At 43.2% G+C, this 17,369-nt stretch carries 13 protein-coding genes; 6 read left to right on the top strand and 7 right to left on the bottom strand.

The features are described from left to right. Positions 1 to 90: 90 nt before the first annotated feature. The 7 genes from rsmG to rpmH form a co-directional block, all read right to left on the bottom strand. A complete protein-coding gene (rsmG, locus tag AC3AQ9_RS11320) occupies positions 91 to 804 on the bottom strand; it encodes a 16S rRNA (guanine(527)-N(7))-methyltransferase RsmG (RefSeq protein ID WP_488307598.1) in 714 nt (237 codons plus the stop codon). Between the two features lie 159 nt (positions 805 to 963). Continuing rightward, complete coding sequence (mnmG, locus tag AC3AQ9_RS11315) at positions 964 to 2,853, bottom strand: tRNA uridine-5-carboxymethylaminomethyl(34) synthesis enzyme MnmG (protein WP_488307597.1); 1,890 nt, start codon at positions 2,851 to 2,853, stop codon at positions 964 to 966. 22 nt (positions 2,854 to 2,875) lie between these two features. Then, entirely contained in the window at positions 2,876 to 4,261 is a 1,386-nt protein-coding gene (gene mnmE / locus AC3AQ9_RS11310; RefSeq protein ID WP_488307596.1) for a tRNA uridine-5-carboxymethylaminomethyl(34) synthesis GTPase MnmE, read from the bottom strand. 823 nt (positions 4,262 to 5,084) lie between these two features. Further along, positions 5,085 to 5,816 (bottom strand): RNA-binding cell elongation regulator Jag/EloR, encoded by a 732-nt coding sequence (gene jag / locus AC3AQ9_RS11305; RefSeq protein WP_488307595.1) that lies wholly within the window; start codon positions 5,814 to 5,816, stop codon positions 5,085 to 5,087. After that, entirely contained in the window at positions 5,813 to 6,640 is an 828-nt protein-coding gene (yidC, locus tag AC3AQ9_RS11300; RefSeq protein WP_488307594.1) for a membrane protein insertase YidC, read from the bottom strand. Before yidC ends, jag begins: the two co-directional genes overlap by 4 nt. Before the next feature lie 61 nt (positions 6,641 to 6,701). Continuing rightward, positions 6,702 to 7,043, bottom strand: a complete 342-nt coding sequence (gene rnpA, locus AC3AQ9_RS11295; protein WP_488307593.1) for a ribonuclease P protein component — start codon at positions 7,041 to 7,043, stop codon at positions 6,702 to 6,704. An 80-nt stretch (positions 7,044 to 7,123) separates the two neighbouring features. Further along, positions 7,124 to 7,261 carry a 50S ribosomal protein L34 gene (rpmH, locus tag AC3AQ9_RS11290; protein ID WP_006830546.1) on the bottom strand — a complete coding sequence of 46 codons (138 nt, stop codon included), beginning with the start codon at positions 7,259 to 7,261 and terminating at the stop codon, positions 7,124 to 7,126. A gap of 701 nt (positions 7,262 to 7,962) precedes the next feature. On the opposite strand from rpmH, the gene dnaA reads away from it, so the two are divergent. The 6 genes from dnaA (at position 7,963) to gyrA (ending at position 16,872) form a co-directional block, all read left to right on the top strand. Further along, positions 7,963 to 9,309 (top strand): chromosomal replication initiator protein DnaA, encoded by a 1,347-nt coding sequence (gene dnaA / locus AC3AQ9_RS11285; RefSeq protein ID WP_488307592.1) that lies wholly within the window; start codon positions 7,963 to 7,965, stop codon positions 9,307 to 9,309. Between the two features lie 172 nt (positions 9,310 to 9,481). After that, on the top strand, positions 9,482 to 10,618 hold the full coding sequence (gene dnaN / locus AC3AQ9_RS11280; protein WP_437149134.1) for a DNA polymerase III subunit beta: 1,137 nt from the start codon (positions 9,482 to 9,484) through the stop codon (positions 10,616 to 10,618). 107 nt (positions 10,619 to 10,725) lie between these two features. Then, the gene (yaaA, locus tag AC3AQ9_RS11275) at positions 10,726 to 10,965 is read left to right on the top strand and encodes a S4 domain-containing protein YaaA (RefSeq protein ID WP_488307591.1); all 240 of its coding nucleotides are present in this window, start codon (positions 10,726 to 10,728) and stop codon (positions 10,963 to 10,965) included. Beyond that, on the top strand, positions 10,955 to 12,067 hold the full coding sequence (gene recF, locus AC3AQ9_RS11270; RefSeq protein ID WP_488307590.1) for a DNA replication/repair protein RecF: 1,113 nt from the start codon (positions 10,955 to 10,957) through the stop codon (positions 12,065 to 12,067). The genes yaaA and recF overlap by 11 nt, the downstream gene beginning before the upstream one ends. Before the next feature lie 263 nt (positions 12,068 to 12,330). After that, a complete protein-coding gene (gene gyrB, locus AC3AQ9_RS11265; protein ID WP_488307857.1) occupies positions 12,331 to 14,259 on the top strand; it encodes a DNA topoisomerase (ATP-hydrolyzing) subunit B in 1,929 nt (642 codons plus the stop codon). 30 nt (positions 14,260 to 14,289) lie between these two features. Further along, a complete protein-coding gene (gene gyrA / locus AC3AQ9_RS11260; RefSeq protein WP_488307589.1) occupies positions 14,290 to 16,872 on the top strand; it encodes a DNA gyrase subunit A in 2,583 nt (860 codons plus the stop codon). The last annotated feature ends 497 nt before the right edge of the window (positions 16,873 to 17,369 follow it).

The raw sequence follows: 17,369 nt of genomic DNA, 5'->3' as shown, positions 1-17,369 counted from the left end.
AAGCTCACTTGTTTACTATTCGCTACTCATTGAACCTTTACCTTTTTATGCCAGTGTTCCACGTGAAACATCGCTAAACCTTTTCATTCTTCAAGTTATCGGTGATTTATTTGGAACTCCGGGTTTACGAGGATATTTTTTAGGGGTCTCTTTAAATTTCCGGAATACTTGAAGGTATCGATCACTTTCTTCAATTGGCAATTTGAACGAATGGATGCTTTCTTCTTTAACCCCTAATTTAAGTAAAGCTTTTTCCGCATCTTTCAATTCATCAGGAGCCGATGCAGCCTTCATGGCTGCAAATACCCCGCCATTTTTTACAAGGGGAACACATAATTCCGCTAATACAGACAATCTGGCCACTGCTCTTGCCGTTACCAAGTCGTAGCTTTCACGATGCTTTGATTGGCCAAAATCTTCCGCACGCGAATGAATAAATTGAACATTCGATAAGTTCAGCTTATCACTTAAATGCGTAAGGAATTGGATACGCTTATTTAACGAGTCCACAATGGTGACTTCTATATGGGGGAAGCATATTTTCAATGGAATGCTCGGGAATCCTGCTCCTGCACCCACATCACAGACTTTTAATGGTTGCGTGAAATCCAGGTAAAAAGCTGCTGTAATGGAATCAAAAAAATGCTTTAAGTAGACAGAAGGTTGATCTGTAATCGCTGTTAAATTCATTTTTTCATTCCATTCGACCAGTTCTTCAAAATAAATCTGAAATTGATCTAGTTGAAGTTCTGTCAGCTGGATTCCTTTTTCACTGAGGGCATCTTTGAATTGTTGTTCGTTCACTTGTTTCTTCCTCCCTCTTCTTCTCTTCCGTCTTCTATGTGTTAAAACTTCATCCGGTTTTTCTATGTAAAAATGGACTGGTCAATGCCAGCCCATTTATTGTTTGTCCAGCTTTATCGTTCTGCGCTTTTCTATGTCTAGCTTCGGCGCTTTTCTTGTTTAAACAGATACTTTTGCGATTCTACCTTGTTCAATATACACCAAAAGAATCGAAATGTCAGCAGGATTCACCCCTGAAATTCGGGAAGCCTGTGCGATGGAAAGCGGGCGAACTTCGGACAATTTACCCCGTGCTTCAGTCGCTAAGCCAGAAATCGAGTGATAATCAATGTTTTCTGGTATTTTTTTGTCTTCCATTTTTTTCAGTTTAGCTACTTGCTGAAGTGATTTCTCGATGTAGCCTTCATATTTAATATGAATTTCGACTTGTTCTTTCACTTCATCTTCCAGGTCGATTTCAGAAGCTGTCAGCTGGGCAATCATGTCGTATGTCATTTCCGGGCGTTTTAATAGATCCGCTCCGCGAATGCCATCTTTCAATTCACTGCCGCCTGCATCTCTGATCAATTGCTGCGTCGTATCATTCGGTTTGATCATGATGCCTCTCAACCGTTTGATTTCTTCTTCGATGCGCTCTTTTTTCGCTTGGAATTTCGCATAACGTTCGTCGGAAATCATGCCCAGTTTATGGCCAAGTTCCGTCAATCGCATATCCGCGTTGTCGTGGCGCAGCAATAAACGGTATTCCGCACGGGAAGTCAGTAACCGATACGGTTCATTCGTTCCTTTTGTCACCAAATCATCAATCAAAACTCCGATATAGGCGTCGGAACGGCTCAAGATCACTTCTTCTTTGCCCAGCACTTTGGCAGCGGCGTTAATACCGGCCATCAAGCCTTGTCCTGCCGCCTCTTCGTATCCGGAAGTTCCGTTGATCTGGCCAGCTGTGTAAAGATTTTCAATTTGTTTTGATTCCAGTGTCGGCCATAATTGCGTCGGAACGATTGCATCATACTCGATGGCATATCCAGCACGCATCATTTCAGCTTTCTCAAGCCCCGGAATCGATTCCAGCAATTTTCTTTGCACATGCTCAGGCAAACTGGTTGAAAGCCCTTGTACGTAAACCTCACGCGTATTGCGGCCTTCCGGTTCAAGGAAGATCTGGTGGCGCGGCTTATCGTTGAAACGCACCACTTTATCTTCGATCGACGGGCAATATCTTGGACCTGTTCCTTTGATCATTCCAGAATACATCGGCGATAAATGAAGATTTTCATCGATGATTTGATGTGTTTTTTCGTTCGTATAAGTCAGCCAGCAAGGCAGTTGGTCCATGATAAATTCAGTTGTTTCATGACTGAAGGCACGCGGTTCGTCGTCGCCGGGCTGAATTTCTGTTTTGCTGTAATCGATTGAGTTGCTGTTGACGCGCGGCGGCGTCCCTGTTTTGAAGCGGACTGTTTCAAAGCCGAGTTCTTCCAGGTTTTCTGCCAGTTTAATTGATGGCTGCTGGTTGTTTGGACCGCTTGAATAGCGCAGGTCCCCAATGATGATTTCACCGCGCAGAAATGTACCGGTGGTGATAACTACGGATTTCGCCCGGTAAATACCGCCTACTTGCGTGATCAATCCGGTTACTTTGCCGTCTTCCACCACTAATTTTTCGGCAATTCCCTGGTGAAGCGTCAAATTCTTCTCTTCTTCCATCAGGCGTTTCATTTCCTGCTGGTAAAGCACTTTGTCGGCTTGTGCACGAAGTGCGCGGACAGCCGGTCCTTTTGCGGTATTCAACATTCTCATTTGAATGTGTGTTTTATCGATAACGCGCCCCATGGCACCGCCAAGTGCATCTATTTCACGTACTACAATGCCTTTTGCGGGTCCGCCAATTGACGGGTTGCATGGCATAAATGCGATCATATCCAGATTCATCGTCAACACAAGCGTCTTAGCGCCCATGCGAGCTGATGCAAGAGCAGCTTCTGCCCCTGCATGCCCAGCTCCTACTACGATGACATCGAACGTGCCTGCTTCGTATTGTGGCATGTTCGTTCATTCCCTTCGAGTTTTATTTCCCTAGACAGAACTGAGAAAATAATTGGTTCAAGAGGCCATCGTCAGCGGTATCGCCAATGATTTCCCCAAGAATTTCCCATGTTCGAGTAACATCTATCTGTATCATATCGACCGGCACGTCCATATCCGCCGCTTCAATGGCATCCGAAATTGTCTGATGTGCTTGATGCAGCAATGCAATATGGCGCGCATTGGAAACATAGGTCATATCCCCTGCTTCAATGTGGCCTTCAAAAAACAATTCAGCGATGGCTTCTTCCAGCTGATCGATTCCTTCTTCTTCAATTAATGAAGTCGTGACCAGCATTTTATCGCCCGCTAATTCCTGAACTTGATCCAAATCTATTTTCCGCGGCAAATCGGTTTTATTGATGACTACAATATAATCCATATCTTTCACCGCTTCAAACAACAGTTCATCTTCTGCTGTCAAAGCTTCCGAATAATTCAACACATAGAGGATCAAGTCCGCTTCTTTCAGTACTTTGCGTGACCGCTCAACGCCGATCCGTTCAACGATATCTTCCGTTTCACGGATTCCGGCTGTATCCACTAAACGCAGCGGCACACCGCGGACGTTGACGTATTCTTCTATTATATCACGGGTGGTTCCCGCTATTTCCGTTACAATTGCTTTGTTTTCCTGCACCAGGCTGTTTAAAAGAGACGATTTTCCAACATTCGGCCTGCCGACAATGACGGTGGAAAGCCCTTCTCTTAAAATTTTCCCTTGAGAAGAAGTCTGCAGCAATTTTTCAATTTCCGATCGCACCCACTGTGCTTTTTCAAGCATAATCGGACGCGTCATTTCTTCCACATCGTCATATTCCGGATAATCGATATTCACTTCCATTTGTGCAATGGATTCAAGCAAAGCCTGGCGCAGCGTCCCAATCAGTTTCGATAAGCGCCCTTCCATCTGATTAAGGGCCACGTCCATCGCCCGGTCTGTTTTTGCACGGATCAAATCCATGACTGCTTCAGCTTGTGATAAATCAATGCGGCCGTTTAAAAATGCCCGTTTTGTAAATTCACCGGGTTCCGCCAATCGTGCACCTGCACGAAGCACCAATGCCAATACACGGTTGACGGACACAATGCCTCCGTGGCAATTTATTTCAATCACATCTTCGCGGGTAAACGTTTTTGGAGCTTTCATGAACGATACCATGACTTCTTCCACTACTTCCTCCGTCCACGGATCCGCCAAATGCCCATAATGTATCGTATGTGTGGTCTGCGTTGCCAATTTCTTGCCGCTAGGTGCCCGGAACAGCTTATCCGCAATCCCGATCGCTTCCGGCCCGCTTAAACGGACAATGGCAATAGCGCCTTCACCGCTTGGCGTGGAGATCGCAGCAATTGTATCGAATTCCATGATATTCCTCCTTATTTAGAAAAGCGTAGGTGCCCATGTAGCCCCGACAAGCGCTGGAAGTCTGGCCGGTAATGGCGCTTTTTTGCCATTGCTGGACAGGCTGAAGCGACCACGAGGGGCTGGGCACCGGAGCTAGACAATTTGAAAAGCGGAAGCGCCTGTTTAGTCCCGACAGGCTTAAGGCAGTACACCGAAACGGCAGGTTTTTGCCGTACAGATGGGTTGCCTTAAGACCTCGAGGGACTAGGCGCTGCAGCTAGACAATCTGAAAAGCAGAAAGAGCCGTTCAGCTTCGACAGGCATAAGACGATCCGGCGAAGCGGCGCTTTTTGCCGCACAGCCTCGAAAAGTAGAAGTGCCTGTTTAGCTCTGACAGGCATAAGACGGACCAGCGAAGTGGCGAATTTTGCCACACAGCTGGGTTGACTTATGACCCAAAGAGCTAGGCACTGAACTAGACACCGGAGTGACTTATGACCCGAGAAGCTGGCTCTTGCAGCTAGACAATCTGAAAAACCTAAACAACCGATTAAATAAATTAATGTAAAAAGCGCAAACGCTTGAATGATTAAAAATAAAAAATCTGGCCATAAAACTTATCCCCAGACTTTTTTCAGCCAAAAAATCAAATTTTCTCTTTAAAAAAGTTGTCCACATGTGGACAACTAGTAAAAGCACACGACTTTCTAACATATTACATTAGCATAAATGGGTATAATCCGAAAGGCAGAGCGCTCAATTTTTCGTAAAGTTTTAATAAAAAGCCGCAAAAAAACGGCTTGCCTGGAAGCAAGCCGTTCAACTTTATTTTATTCACACCACTTCATCTTAAAGGTTCAATTACAAGATAACGATTCGGATCTTTGCCTTCCGAGTACGTATCGATATCCATTCGCCGGGACAATGCCTGATGAATCACTTTCCGCTCATAGGATGGCATCGGTTCGAATTGAACACGGCCTCCTGTGCGAATCGCTTTGTCAGCCATGCGTTCCGCCAATTGTTCCAGTGTTTCCTGACGGCGTTCCCGGTAATTTTCGGCGTCCAGCTCAACCATCATAAATTGGTTGGAATATTTATTGGCGACTAATTGAGCAAGTTGCTGAAGAGAATTTAAGGTATTTCCTCGTTTTCCAATCAGCATAGCCACTTTTTCGCTTTCTAAATAAAAACTGACTTGTTTGCCGTTCTGTTTATGGCTAATTTTCAGATCTTCAATCATCATGCCCTTTGCAATGGATTGAATATAGTCTTTGGTTTCCTGGATTGCACGTTCATTTGATTCGCTCGGCGCTTCTTCTACCAATTTTTCTAAAATCTCTTCCGGTTCGATGACAGCTATTTTCGCCATTGCTTCCTCTTTTACAAATGGATCAGCTTCCGGTTCATTTACTGTAACTTCTACTTCAGCCGGTTTTGAGCCAAAACCCAAAAATCCTTTTTTTTCACTTTGAATCACATGGATGGTTACTTCGTCTCGTGTTACTTGGAGTTTTTCTAATGCTGCAGATATCGCGTTTTCAACAGTTGTACCCGTTTGCGTAATCTGTTTCACTTTTTAGCCCCTCCTGCTTTCGCTTTCGTTTTAACAGGTTGCTTCACTTCTTTTTTCGATGCAGCTGCTGGCGTTGCCGCTACTGCTACCTCTTTCTTTTCCCATGGACGGTAAATAACCAAATTCTGAATAAGAGAAATAATGTTTCCGACTACCCAATACAAAGTTAAAGCAGATGGCAAGACAATACCAAATCCGATAATCATCACCGGCATGAAGTACATCATGATTTTCATTTGTGGATTGTCCATGGCAGGACCCGTCCACAAGACGATAAATTGCATCAGACCTGCAATAATAGCCAGGATAATGCTTGGTTCAGCGAGAGGGAAAATCAAAAAGCTTCCCAAATCGATTGACGGTGTGCTGTTCATCCGGCTAATCGCGTGATAAAAACCGATCAGCACCGGCATTTGGATCAATACAGGCAGACAGCCAGCCATCGGATTAACGCCATTTTCTGAGAAAAGAGCCATCATTTCCTGCTGATATTTCTGCTGAGTTACAGCATCTTTCGACTTGTATTTTGCTTGCAGCTCTTTCAGTTTCGGCTGCACTTCCTGCATCCGCTTAGAGCTGCGGGTTTGTTTGATCATTAATGGCAATAAAGCTAATCGGATGATAATGGTCACTGCGATAATCCCTAATCCGTACGTTCCAAGTAAATTTTTGAAATAGGTGATCGTTGCTACCAATGGCCAGACTATAAATTCGTTCCAAAATCCTTCACTTTTTCCACTGATCGGCTGATCAAATTCAGTACAACCGGCAAGCAGCAAGGTTGCTGCTACTAGTGAAATAAGCAGAACTATTCGCTTATTCAACCTTCTTCCCCCAAACTATTTTTCAATTACTTCTATAATAACATTCAAACGATAACTCTTTCTACTTCTTAGGCAGAGCCCGTGCAATTTTTAAAACATGTTCCAAACTTTTCTTGCTTTCGTGAAAATCTAATTCGGCCGCCTGTTGCCGGGCGATAATAACGTAATCCGCATTTGGCAGCAAATCTTCTTTTAATTCCAAGAAAGTTTGCCGGATATAACGCTTGATGCGGTTTCTCGTAACTGCGTTTCCTACTTTTTTGCTGACAGACAACCCCAGCCTGAATTCCGGCTGATCGCTTTTCATGACATAAACAATAAATTGGCGATTCGCAAAGGATTTCCCTTTTTTGAAGATCCGTTGAAATTCGATGTTTTTCTTGATTCGTTGTTGCTTATTCATTTTTTCACCTGCTTATTTTGGTTCATTTCCACTGAAAATCAGCAGAAAAGAAAAAAAGACCACTGATGCGGTCAGTGGACTTAAGCTGATAATACTTTTCTTCCTTTGCGACGGCGTGCAGCAATTACTCTACGTCCGTTTTTAGTGCTCATACGTGCTCTGAAGCCGTGTACTTTGCTGTGTTTACGTGTATTTGGTTGGTATGTGCGTAATGTCATGGTGACACCTCCTGAATAAAAGTTAACTCTTTTCTCAAAGACAGTCTTGACTATTATATAGTCGCAATGCATTAAATGTCAATGTCTTATTGAAAAGGCAACATAAGATTCTGCGGTTCTAACGCAATCTCGTTGAAGAGAATGTTCCTGGCGGATGCTTCTTTATCGACGGCCTCCAGATATGCAGATAAAAAATTCCTCTATTACCTCGCCTGCACAATGCTGATTTTTTTGCAGCCTCCAAGCAGATCAGTAACTTTCATTAATAATTAAAGAGAATCGGCCATAACTTTGAAAAACAACGTAAAAAAGAGTCGATTTTCTTCTTCCTCCATTAAACCAAGTTATCCACAATCGCTTCAGAAAACAGAATTATTATTGTGCAGCAATTTTTTTCTAAAATTTCTTATCCACAAGCCTTATCTACAACTTCCTCACATACAAAGCCCCTGTGGATAGCTTTGTTGTGCACAATAAAGGGAATGTGGATAAGTTTAAGAACTTCTTGTAATGTCTCGGTTTTTTTGTTAACATTAACTTGTTTTCACTTGTTAATAATTTTTACTCTAAATAAGTTATCCACAAACTGTGGGTAAGATGTGGATAGTTATTCACGGGCTTGTTTATAAAGGTTATCCACAACCTGTGATTTTGTGTATGGTATACTTAAAAAATATTTTACATATAAAGGAGAAGAGCTATTGGAACACTTAGACGAACTTTGGTCGAGTGTCTTAGCCCAAGTTGAAACTAAAATCTCCAAACCCAGTTTTGAAACATGGTTAAAATCAACAAAACTTTTATCCTATCAGAATGACACAGTGACAATTTCAGCGCCTAATTCGTTTGCACGTGATTGGTTGGAAAACCATTACGTGCATTTAATTACTGGAATTCTTTCGGATTCAACAGGTGATGATCTGCTGATAAAATTTGTTGTGCCAAAAGATCAGGATATGGACGATTTTCAACTTCCTGCCCCCCGCATAAAACCAGGGCAAAATGAGCATCAGGAATTTCTTCCTGGCATGCTGAATCCAAAATATACATTTGACACATTTGTTATTGGATCCGGCAACCGCTTTGCTCACGCTGCATCGTTAGCAGTGGCTGAAGCCCCGGCTAAAGCGTATAATCCGCTGTTTATCTATGGAGGAGTAGGACTTGGCAAGACACATTTAATGCACGCAATTGGACATTATGTCCTTGAACACAACCCGAATGCCAAAGTGGTTTATTTGTCTTCGGAAAAATTTACGAACGAATTTATCAACTCGATTCGTGATAACCAAACCGTTGACTTCCGCAATAAATACCGCAGTGTTGATATTCTTTTGATCGATGATATTCAATTTTTGGCCGGTAAAGAGCAGACGCAAGAAGAATTTTTCCATACTTTCAATACACTGCATGAAGAATCGAAGCAAATTATCATCTCGAGCGATCGGCCACCAAAAGAAATTCCGACATTGGAGGACCGCCTAAGATCCCGTTTTGAATGGGGATTGATCACAGATATTACGCCGCCGGATCTGGAAACGCGGATTGCGATTCTGCGCAAAAAAGCGAAAGCAGACGGTCTTGATATCCCGAACGATGTGATGACGTATATCGCTAATTCCATTGACTCGAATATTCGTGAACTTGAAGGGGCTTTAATCCGTGTTGTCGCTTATTCCTCTTTGATCAACCGTGATATGAGTGCGGAACTGGCAGCGGAGGCACTAAAAGATATCATGCCGAACTCCAAGCCGAAAGTTGTTACGATTTTGGACATCCAGCATGCAGTCGGGGATCAATTTAATGTTAAATTAGAAGATTTTAAAACAAAACGCCGTACGAAAGACATTGCATATCCTCGTCAAGTGGCTATGTATCTGTCCCGGGAATTGACGGATTTTTCTTTGCCTAAAATTGGAGAAGAATTTGGGGGGCGTGACCATACGACGGTCATCCATGCCCATGAGAAGATTTCAAAAATGATGAAGGACAATCAGCAGCTCCAGCAGGATGTAAAAGATATAAGAAGTGCGCTTGGCAAAGGGTAATTCACTTGTGGATAACCCAATACTTTATAAAGCAGTTTGTGCACAGCTTATCTACATGTGGATAAGCTGCTTTGATTCAGTTTATCGGGGTTATCCACATATTCACAGCCCCTACTACTATTATTACTTTAAAGATTTTTAAATAAAATATATATATAAGCGAGGTTCGAGAATGAAATTCGAGATAATGCGTGAACGTTTAGTCGAAGGTTTAAATGATGTAATGAAAGCGGTAAGTTCTAAAACAACGATTCCGATTTTAACTGGAATTAAAATGGACGTTTCTTCAGAAGGAATGAGATTAACAGGAAGTGATTCGGATATCACAATCCAAACTTTTATCCCGGCTGAAGAAGATGGAGAACAAATCATCCGAGTTACTGAAGGCGGAAGTATTGTGCTTCAGGCAAAAGTATTTGGAGAGATCATCCGGAAACTGCCAACAAATGAAGTAGAAATCGAAATTACAGGGAATTTCCAGACACATATCCGTTCCGGTAAATCTGAATTCCATTTGATCGGTTTGGATGCACTTGATTATCCACAGCTTCCTGATATCCAAGATGACCGTTTGTTCACCATTCCGGCAGACTTATTAAAAACGATCAACCGTGAAACGGTATTCGCGGTGTCAAGTTCAGAAACCCGTCCTGTATTAACTGGTGTTCACTGGGAAGTAAAAGAAGGGGAATTGGTTTGTGTAGCTACAGACAGCCACCGTTTGGCACGCCGCAAAACCAAATTGGAAACTTTGCCTGAAGGGGAATACAGTGTTGTAATTCCTGGGAAAAGTTTAACTGAATTAAATAAAATCCTGGATGACAACTCTGATCCTGTTGAAATCGTTATGACAAATCAGCAAGTCTTGTTTAAATCCAAGCACATTTTGTTTTTCTCCCGTCTTCTTGAAGGCAATTACCCAGATACTTCCCGTCTCATTCCATCTGAATACAAAACAGAAGTGACGGTTAATGGACGTTCATTGCTTCAAGCAATCGACCGTGCTTCTTTATTAGCGCGGGAAGAACGCAATAACGTGGTGCGTTTTTCTACTACTTCCGGCAACGAAGTAGAAGTGTCTTCCAATTCTCCAGAAGTAGGGAAGGTAGAAGAGCAGCTTCAAGCACAAAGTATTGAAGGCGAAGAACTGAAAATTTCCTTTAGTGCTAAATTTATGATGGATGCTTTAAAAGCAATCGACGGCCAAGACGTGCTCATTCAATTTACGGGAGCGATGCGCCCCTTCATTTTGAAATCAGCACTTGATGACTCCATTTTGCAGCTGATACTTCCTGTCCGGACATATTAAAAAGAGAAAACACCCTCTAGGATAGCCATACAGGCTATCCTTTTTACTTTTTACCCTAAATAGGGTAAAGTAAAGGGATAGACTACGAATCGAAGGATGAGTGCATTTTGAAAGAAATCGCGATTGACACAGAATTTATCACACTTGGCCAATTACTTAAGAAGACCGATATAATCAGTTCTGGAGGAATGGCAAAATGGTTTCTCAGTGAACATGAAGTATTTGTGAATGGAGAAGCTGAAGATCGGAGAGGCCGCAAGCTGCGTCCAAACGATACGGTAACAATTCCTGAGACTGGGGAGTTCCGTATAGTAGTAGCCGAAGGCATGAGCTTCGATGTGGATTGATCGCCTCGAACTTTTGAATTACCGGAACTACGAAACATTAGATTTGTCTTTTTCACCCGAAATCAATGTCTTTATCGGAGAGAACGCTCAAGGCAAAACCAATATAATGGAATCCTTATATGTCTTGTCCATGGCAAAGTCCCACCGGACGACCAATGATAAAGAATTGATACGCTGGGAGTCGGATTATGGTAAAATAAAGGCTGATGTTTTCCGGAAATACGGGAAACTGCCTTTGGAAATCACCTTGTCTAAAAAAGGGAAAAAGGCAAAAGTCAATCATTTGGAACAACGGCGGCTGAGTGATTATATCGGCCAATTAAACGTAGTGATGTTTGCGCCCGAAGACTTGAATTTAGTCAAAGGGAGCCCGCAAGTTCGCCGACGTTTCATTGATATGGAAATCGGCCAAATTTCACCCGTTTATTTGCACGATTTGTTAATGTATCAAAAACTGTTAAAGCAACGAAATCATATATTGAAACAAAATTACGGTAAGCAAGCCATTAATGACGTCATGTTTGACGTTTATACCGATCAGTTTATCGAAGCAGCTGTGAAAATTATCCGAAAACGCTATCAGTTCATGGAGTTATTGCAAAAATGGGCTGAGCCTATCCATCACGGCATTTCCCGCGGGCTGGAACAACTTCAAATCCGCTATCAACCAATCAGCGGTCTAAAGCCCGAATGGACGCCTGAAGAGATGGCGTCTTTTTTAGAGCAGAAACTGGCTGAAGTACGAAAACGGGAAATAGAGCGCGGTTTGACACTTGTCGGTCCACACCGTGATGAATTGCAGTTTTTTGTCAATGGCTATGATGTCCAGACCTATGGATCGCAAGGCCAGCAAAGAACCACCGCGCTGTCCTTAAAACTAGCGGAAATCGAATTGATTAAACAGGAAGTTGGGGAAGCACCGGTGCTTCTGTTGGACGACGTTTTATCGGAACTGGATGATTACCGGCAATCTCATTTGCTGAACACCATCCATGGTTCTGTCCAGACCTTTGTAACAACGACCAGTGTAGACGGAATCCAGCACGAAACGATTCAAAACGCCCGTCTTTTCGAAGTGGCACAAGGGATGGTTAAGGAGTGACCGGCTATTTACATTCATATTGGAAAAGAGCAGACCATCCGCATAACCGAGATAATTGCCGTCATTACTCACGAAAACTACGTGCCGGCTGCTTTTGTGCGGCTGCTCGTTCCTATAGAGAAAGTGAAATCGTTTATCGTGACGGATGACTTCACTTATGGTTCGCCTTTGCGGGCCCAAGCCATCATGAAAAAGATTCAGCAAAATAGACTATAAGTTAGCCAGTAGAAACAGAATGTTGTAAGGAAGAGTAGGTGAACGCAATGGCAATGGAAGAAAAAGATCTACAACCATCATATGATGCAAATCAGATACAAGTTTTAGAAGGATTGGAAGCTGTTCGCAAAAGACCCGGAATGTACATCGGTTCAACTAGTTCAAGAGGACTTCACCATTTAGTTTGGGAAATCGTGGACAATAGTATCGATGAAGCGCTGGCAGGCTATTGCGACGAAATTCAAGTGACAATCGAACCCGGCGACTGGATCCGTGTAGAAGACAACGGCCGCGGCATTCCTGTAGGTATGCAGGAAAAAATGGGACGTCCGGCAGTAGAAGTCATCATGACTGTTCTTCACGCAGGCGGTAAATTCGGCGGCGGAGGCTATAAAGTGTCCGGCGGCTTGCACGGTGTAGGTGCGTCGGTTGTAAACGCATTGTCTGAAGTGACAGAAGTTTACGTTAACCGTGACGGGAAACGGCATTATATCAAGTTTGAACGCGGAGCGGTAACGGAAGAGCTGCACGTAATCGGCGAAGCGGAAAATACAGGGACGACAATCCGATTTAAAGCGGATGCTGATATTTTCAAGGAAACGACTGTCTATGAATTTGATATTCTGGACCATCGCTTGCGGGAACTTGCTTATTTGAATCGCGGCTTGAGAATTGTGGCAAGAGATGAACGCGAAGGTGAAGAAAAAGAGAAAGTCTATCATTTTGAAGGCGGCATTAAATCTTACGTCGAGCATTTGAATAAATCCAAAGATCCTTTGCATGATGAAGCGATTTTCGTGGAATCTGAAAAAGACGGCATTTCTGTAGAAGTGGCCATGCAGTACAATGCTGGCTATGCTGCCAATATCTTTTCATTTGCTAATAATATCAATACGCATGAAGGCGGATCACACGAATCCGGCTTTAAAACTGCTTTGACTCGTGTTGTGAACGATTATGGCCGTAAAAATGGCATGCTGAAAGAACAAGATGCCAATTTGACTGGTGATGACGTTAGGGAAGGGTTAACTGCTATTATTTCAATTAAACACCCGAACCCACAGTTTGAAGGCCAAACTAAAACAAAGCTGGGCAATACAGAAGTCAGCACTATCGTCAATAATCTGTTCTCAGCTGGTTTTGAACGATTCCTTTTGGAAAATCCAGCGGTTTCACGCAAAATTGTCGAAAAAGGCATCATGGCTTCGCATGCCCGTATGGCTGCCAAAAAAGCCCGTGAGTTCACGCGCCGGAAATCCGTTCTTGAAGTATCAAGCTTGCCTGGTAAACTGGCAGACTGCTCTTCACGGGATCCGAAAATCAGTGAAATATACATCGTTGAGGGTGACTCTGCCGGAGGTTCGGCGAAATCAGGCCGTGACCGCCATTTCCAAGCGATTCTGCCGTTGCGCGGTAAAATCCTGAATGTTGAAAAAGCACGTCTTGACAGGATCCTTACCAATGCTGAAATCCGAAATATCATCACAGCACTTGGCACAGGAATCGGTGAAGAGTTTAATTTAGCAAAAGCCCGTTACCATAAAGTGGTTATCATGACAGACGCTGATGTCGACGGTGCCCATATCCGAACCCTGTTGCTGACTTTCTTCTTCCGCTATATGCGTCCCTTGCTTGAAGCTGGCTATATTTATATTGCTCAGCCACCGTTGTTCCAGATCAAACAAGGCAAGCACGTGGATTATGTGTATACCGATGCACAATTGAAGGACGCACTTGGAAAATTATCTCCAACACCGAAGCCGAATATTCAGCGTTATAAAGGTTTAGGAGAAATGAACGCGGAGCAATTATGGGATACGACGATGGATCCGGATGTCCGGACATTGCTGCAAGTCACGTTAAACGACGCAATGGTGGCAGATGAAACTTTCCACATTTTAATGGGAGATGACGTTGAGCCACGCCGTAATTTTATCGAAGAAAATGCTAGATATGTTAAAAATCTGGACGTTTAAGCGATGTAGAGTTGAGAGGAGGCTGCGGATATGGCTGAACGGCCTAGCAGTGGTGTTGAAGAAATAAATATAAGTACGGAAATGCGTACGTCATTCTTGGATTATGCCATGAGTGTTATCGTATCGCGTGCCTTACCGGATGTGCGTGATGGGCTAAAGCCTGTACATCGCCGCATTCTATATGCAATGCATGATTTAGGGATTACTGCAGACAAAGCTTATAAAAAATCAGCACGTATCGTCGGAGACGTTATTGGTAAATATCATCCGCACGGAGATAGTGCTGTTTATGAAACAATGGTACGGATGGCGCAGGATTTCAGTTACCGCTACATGCTCGTGGATGGACACGGAAACTTTGGATCTGTCGATGGCGATGCAGCAGCGGCAATGCGTTATACCGAGTCAAGAATGTCAAAAATCTCTATGGAACTATTGCGTGATTTAAATAAAAATACAATAGACTATAAAGAAAACTATGACGGTCAAGAAAAAGAACCGGTTGTTCTGCCAAGCCGATTCCCGAACTTATTGGTAAACGGCACTTCCGGGATTGCAGTCGGAATGGCGACAAATATTCCACCCCATCATTTGGGTGAAACAATAGATGCTGTACTCGCTTTAGCTGAAAATCCGGCAATTACTACTGAAGAGCTGATGGAATTCGTTCCAGGCCCGGATTTCCCGACAGGCGGCATCATTCTGGGCCGCAGCGGTATACGACGGGCATATGAAACTGGAAAAGGTTCGATTATGATTCGTTCCGTAGTTGAAATTGAGACGAAACCCAATGGCAAAGAAGTCATTTTGGTACATGAACTTCCTTTCCAAGTGAACAAAGCCCGCTTAATCGAGAAGATTGCAGAATTGGTCCGCGATAAGCGGATTGATGGCATCACCGACTTGCGGGATGAATCTGACCGTAACGGGATGCGCATTGTCATTGAAGTCCGCAGAGATGCGAGCGCAAGTGTTTTATTGAATAATTTGTATAAACAAACGGCTATGCAAACAAGCTTCGGGATTAATATGCTGGCGCTTGTAGATGGCCATCCAAAAGTCCTCGGTTTAAAAGAAGTGCTTTTCCATTACTTAGAACACCAGAAAGTAGTCATTCGACGCCGTACGCAATTTGATTTGACGAAAGCGGAAGACCGCGCGCATATCTTAGAAGGTTTGCGTATTGCCTTGGATCACATTGATGCAATTATTGCTTTGATCCGTAGTTCTCAAACAACAGAAGAAGCCCGTAACGGCCTAATGAGCAATTTCAATTTGTCAGAACGCCAGTCCCAAGCAATTTTGGATATGCGCCTTCAGCGTTTGACTGGTTTGGAACGTGACAAAATTGAAGAAGAATATCAAGGTTTGGTAGCATTGATCGATGAATTGCGCGAGATTTTAGCGAATGAATACCGCATTCTGGAAATTATCCGCGAAGAATTGACTGAAGTGAAAGAACGTTTCAGTGATGAGCGAAGAACTGAAATCACAACAGGTGGAACGGAAATGTTTGAAGATGAAGATTTGATTCCGGTTGAAGCTTCTGTTTTAACATTAACTCATAACGGTTATATCAAACGGATGCCGGCCAACACGTTCCGCAGCCAGAATCGCGGAGGACGTGGTGTACAAGGAATGGGCACCAACGAAGACGATTTCGTTGAGCACATGCTTTATACATCTACGCATGACACGATCCTGTTCTTTACAAACAAAGGAAAAGTCTATCGCAAGAAAGGCTATCAAGTTCCTGAATATGGAAGAACAGCAAAAGGCCTTCCACTAGTCAACTTGCTGGAAATCAGCAAAGATGAAAAAGTAACGGCCGTAATCCGGGTTAAAGAGTTTAAGGAAGATGCGTTCTTCTTCTTTACAACGCGCGAAGGCATCAGCAAGCGGACACCGGTATCAAGTTATGCCAATATCCGCCAAAATGGTTTGATAGCCATCAGTCTACGTGAAGAAGATGAATTGATTTCGGTTAAACTGACAGACGGCAACCAGGAAATGATTATCGGAACCCGTGATGGTGCATTGATCCGTTTCCCAGAAACCGATATTCGCAGCATGGGGCGGACAGCTAGCGGTGTTCGCGGTATCCGATTGCGTGAAGGCGACAATGTTGTAGGAATGGAAGTTTTGAATCCTGGAGACAACATTCTTGTCATTACGGAAAAAGGTTATGGCAAACAGACGAAAGAATCCGAGTACCGCGTTCAATCCAGAGGCGGTATGGGAATCAAAACTTGCCAGATTACAGACAAAAACGGACCACTTGTAGCTGTGCGGACGGTCAATGGAACAGAAGACATCATGTTGATTACAGTCAACGGTATTTTGATCCGTATGGACGTTAACCACATTTCACAGACTGGCAGAAGCACACAAGGTGTTCGGTTGATTAAGTTGGCCGAAGAAGAAACAGTTGCGACTGTAGCACGTGTGAAAAAAGATATTGAAATTCCTGAAGAGGCAGAAGAAGTTGAAGGAGATGTCGATGCAGCATTGATTGAAGAAAGTGCTGGAGCAGATGTCTATACTGAAGACGAAGTTGTTGCTACTGAAGAGATTGATGATGTAGAAGAAGAAATTGAAGAAGACGCAGAATAATTTTGGCCCGCTGATTTTGTCAGCGGGTTTTTTTATTGGGAAGAAATGAATTCTCCTCTATAACAAGGCCTTATTTTAATTTGTGGTGTCTTTATGTTAATGGTGATCAAGATGCAATAAAATGTCTGAGGCAATGCGATCGTTTCTGAGCTAGAAAATGTGCGGCGCATTTATTATTCTTGGCTCTTTCTTCTATAAAGAGCCATGGAAAAGTTTTAGTGCAGCTCAACCATTCGGCTTGCGCAAATTTGCTAGAGAATTTATCAAGTTGGGTAAACAGAAGTGTCTATAAAATCAATAAAGTTTCCTGAAAGAAAAAGAATTTAGCTTAAGAAGAAGTTTTTTTCGTAAAACAGTTGACGGAAATAATTCAGCATGGTATATTAATCAAGTCGCCAATGAGTGCGGCGTTACAAAAAGAAAACATGAACCTTGAAAACTGAACAGCAAAACGTCAACAAATTAGCGACGGCCGCGCAAAACGGCCGAAGCAACGT

This window comes from Planococcus sp. VCh962, from assembly GCF_057748275.1.
This window is presented reverse-complemented; position numbering and strand designations above follow the sequence as displayed.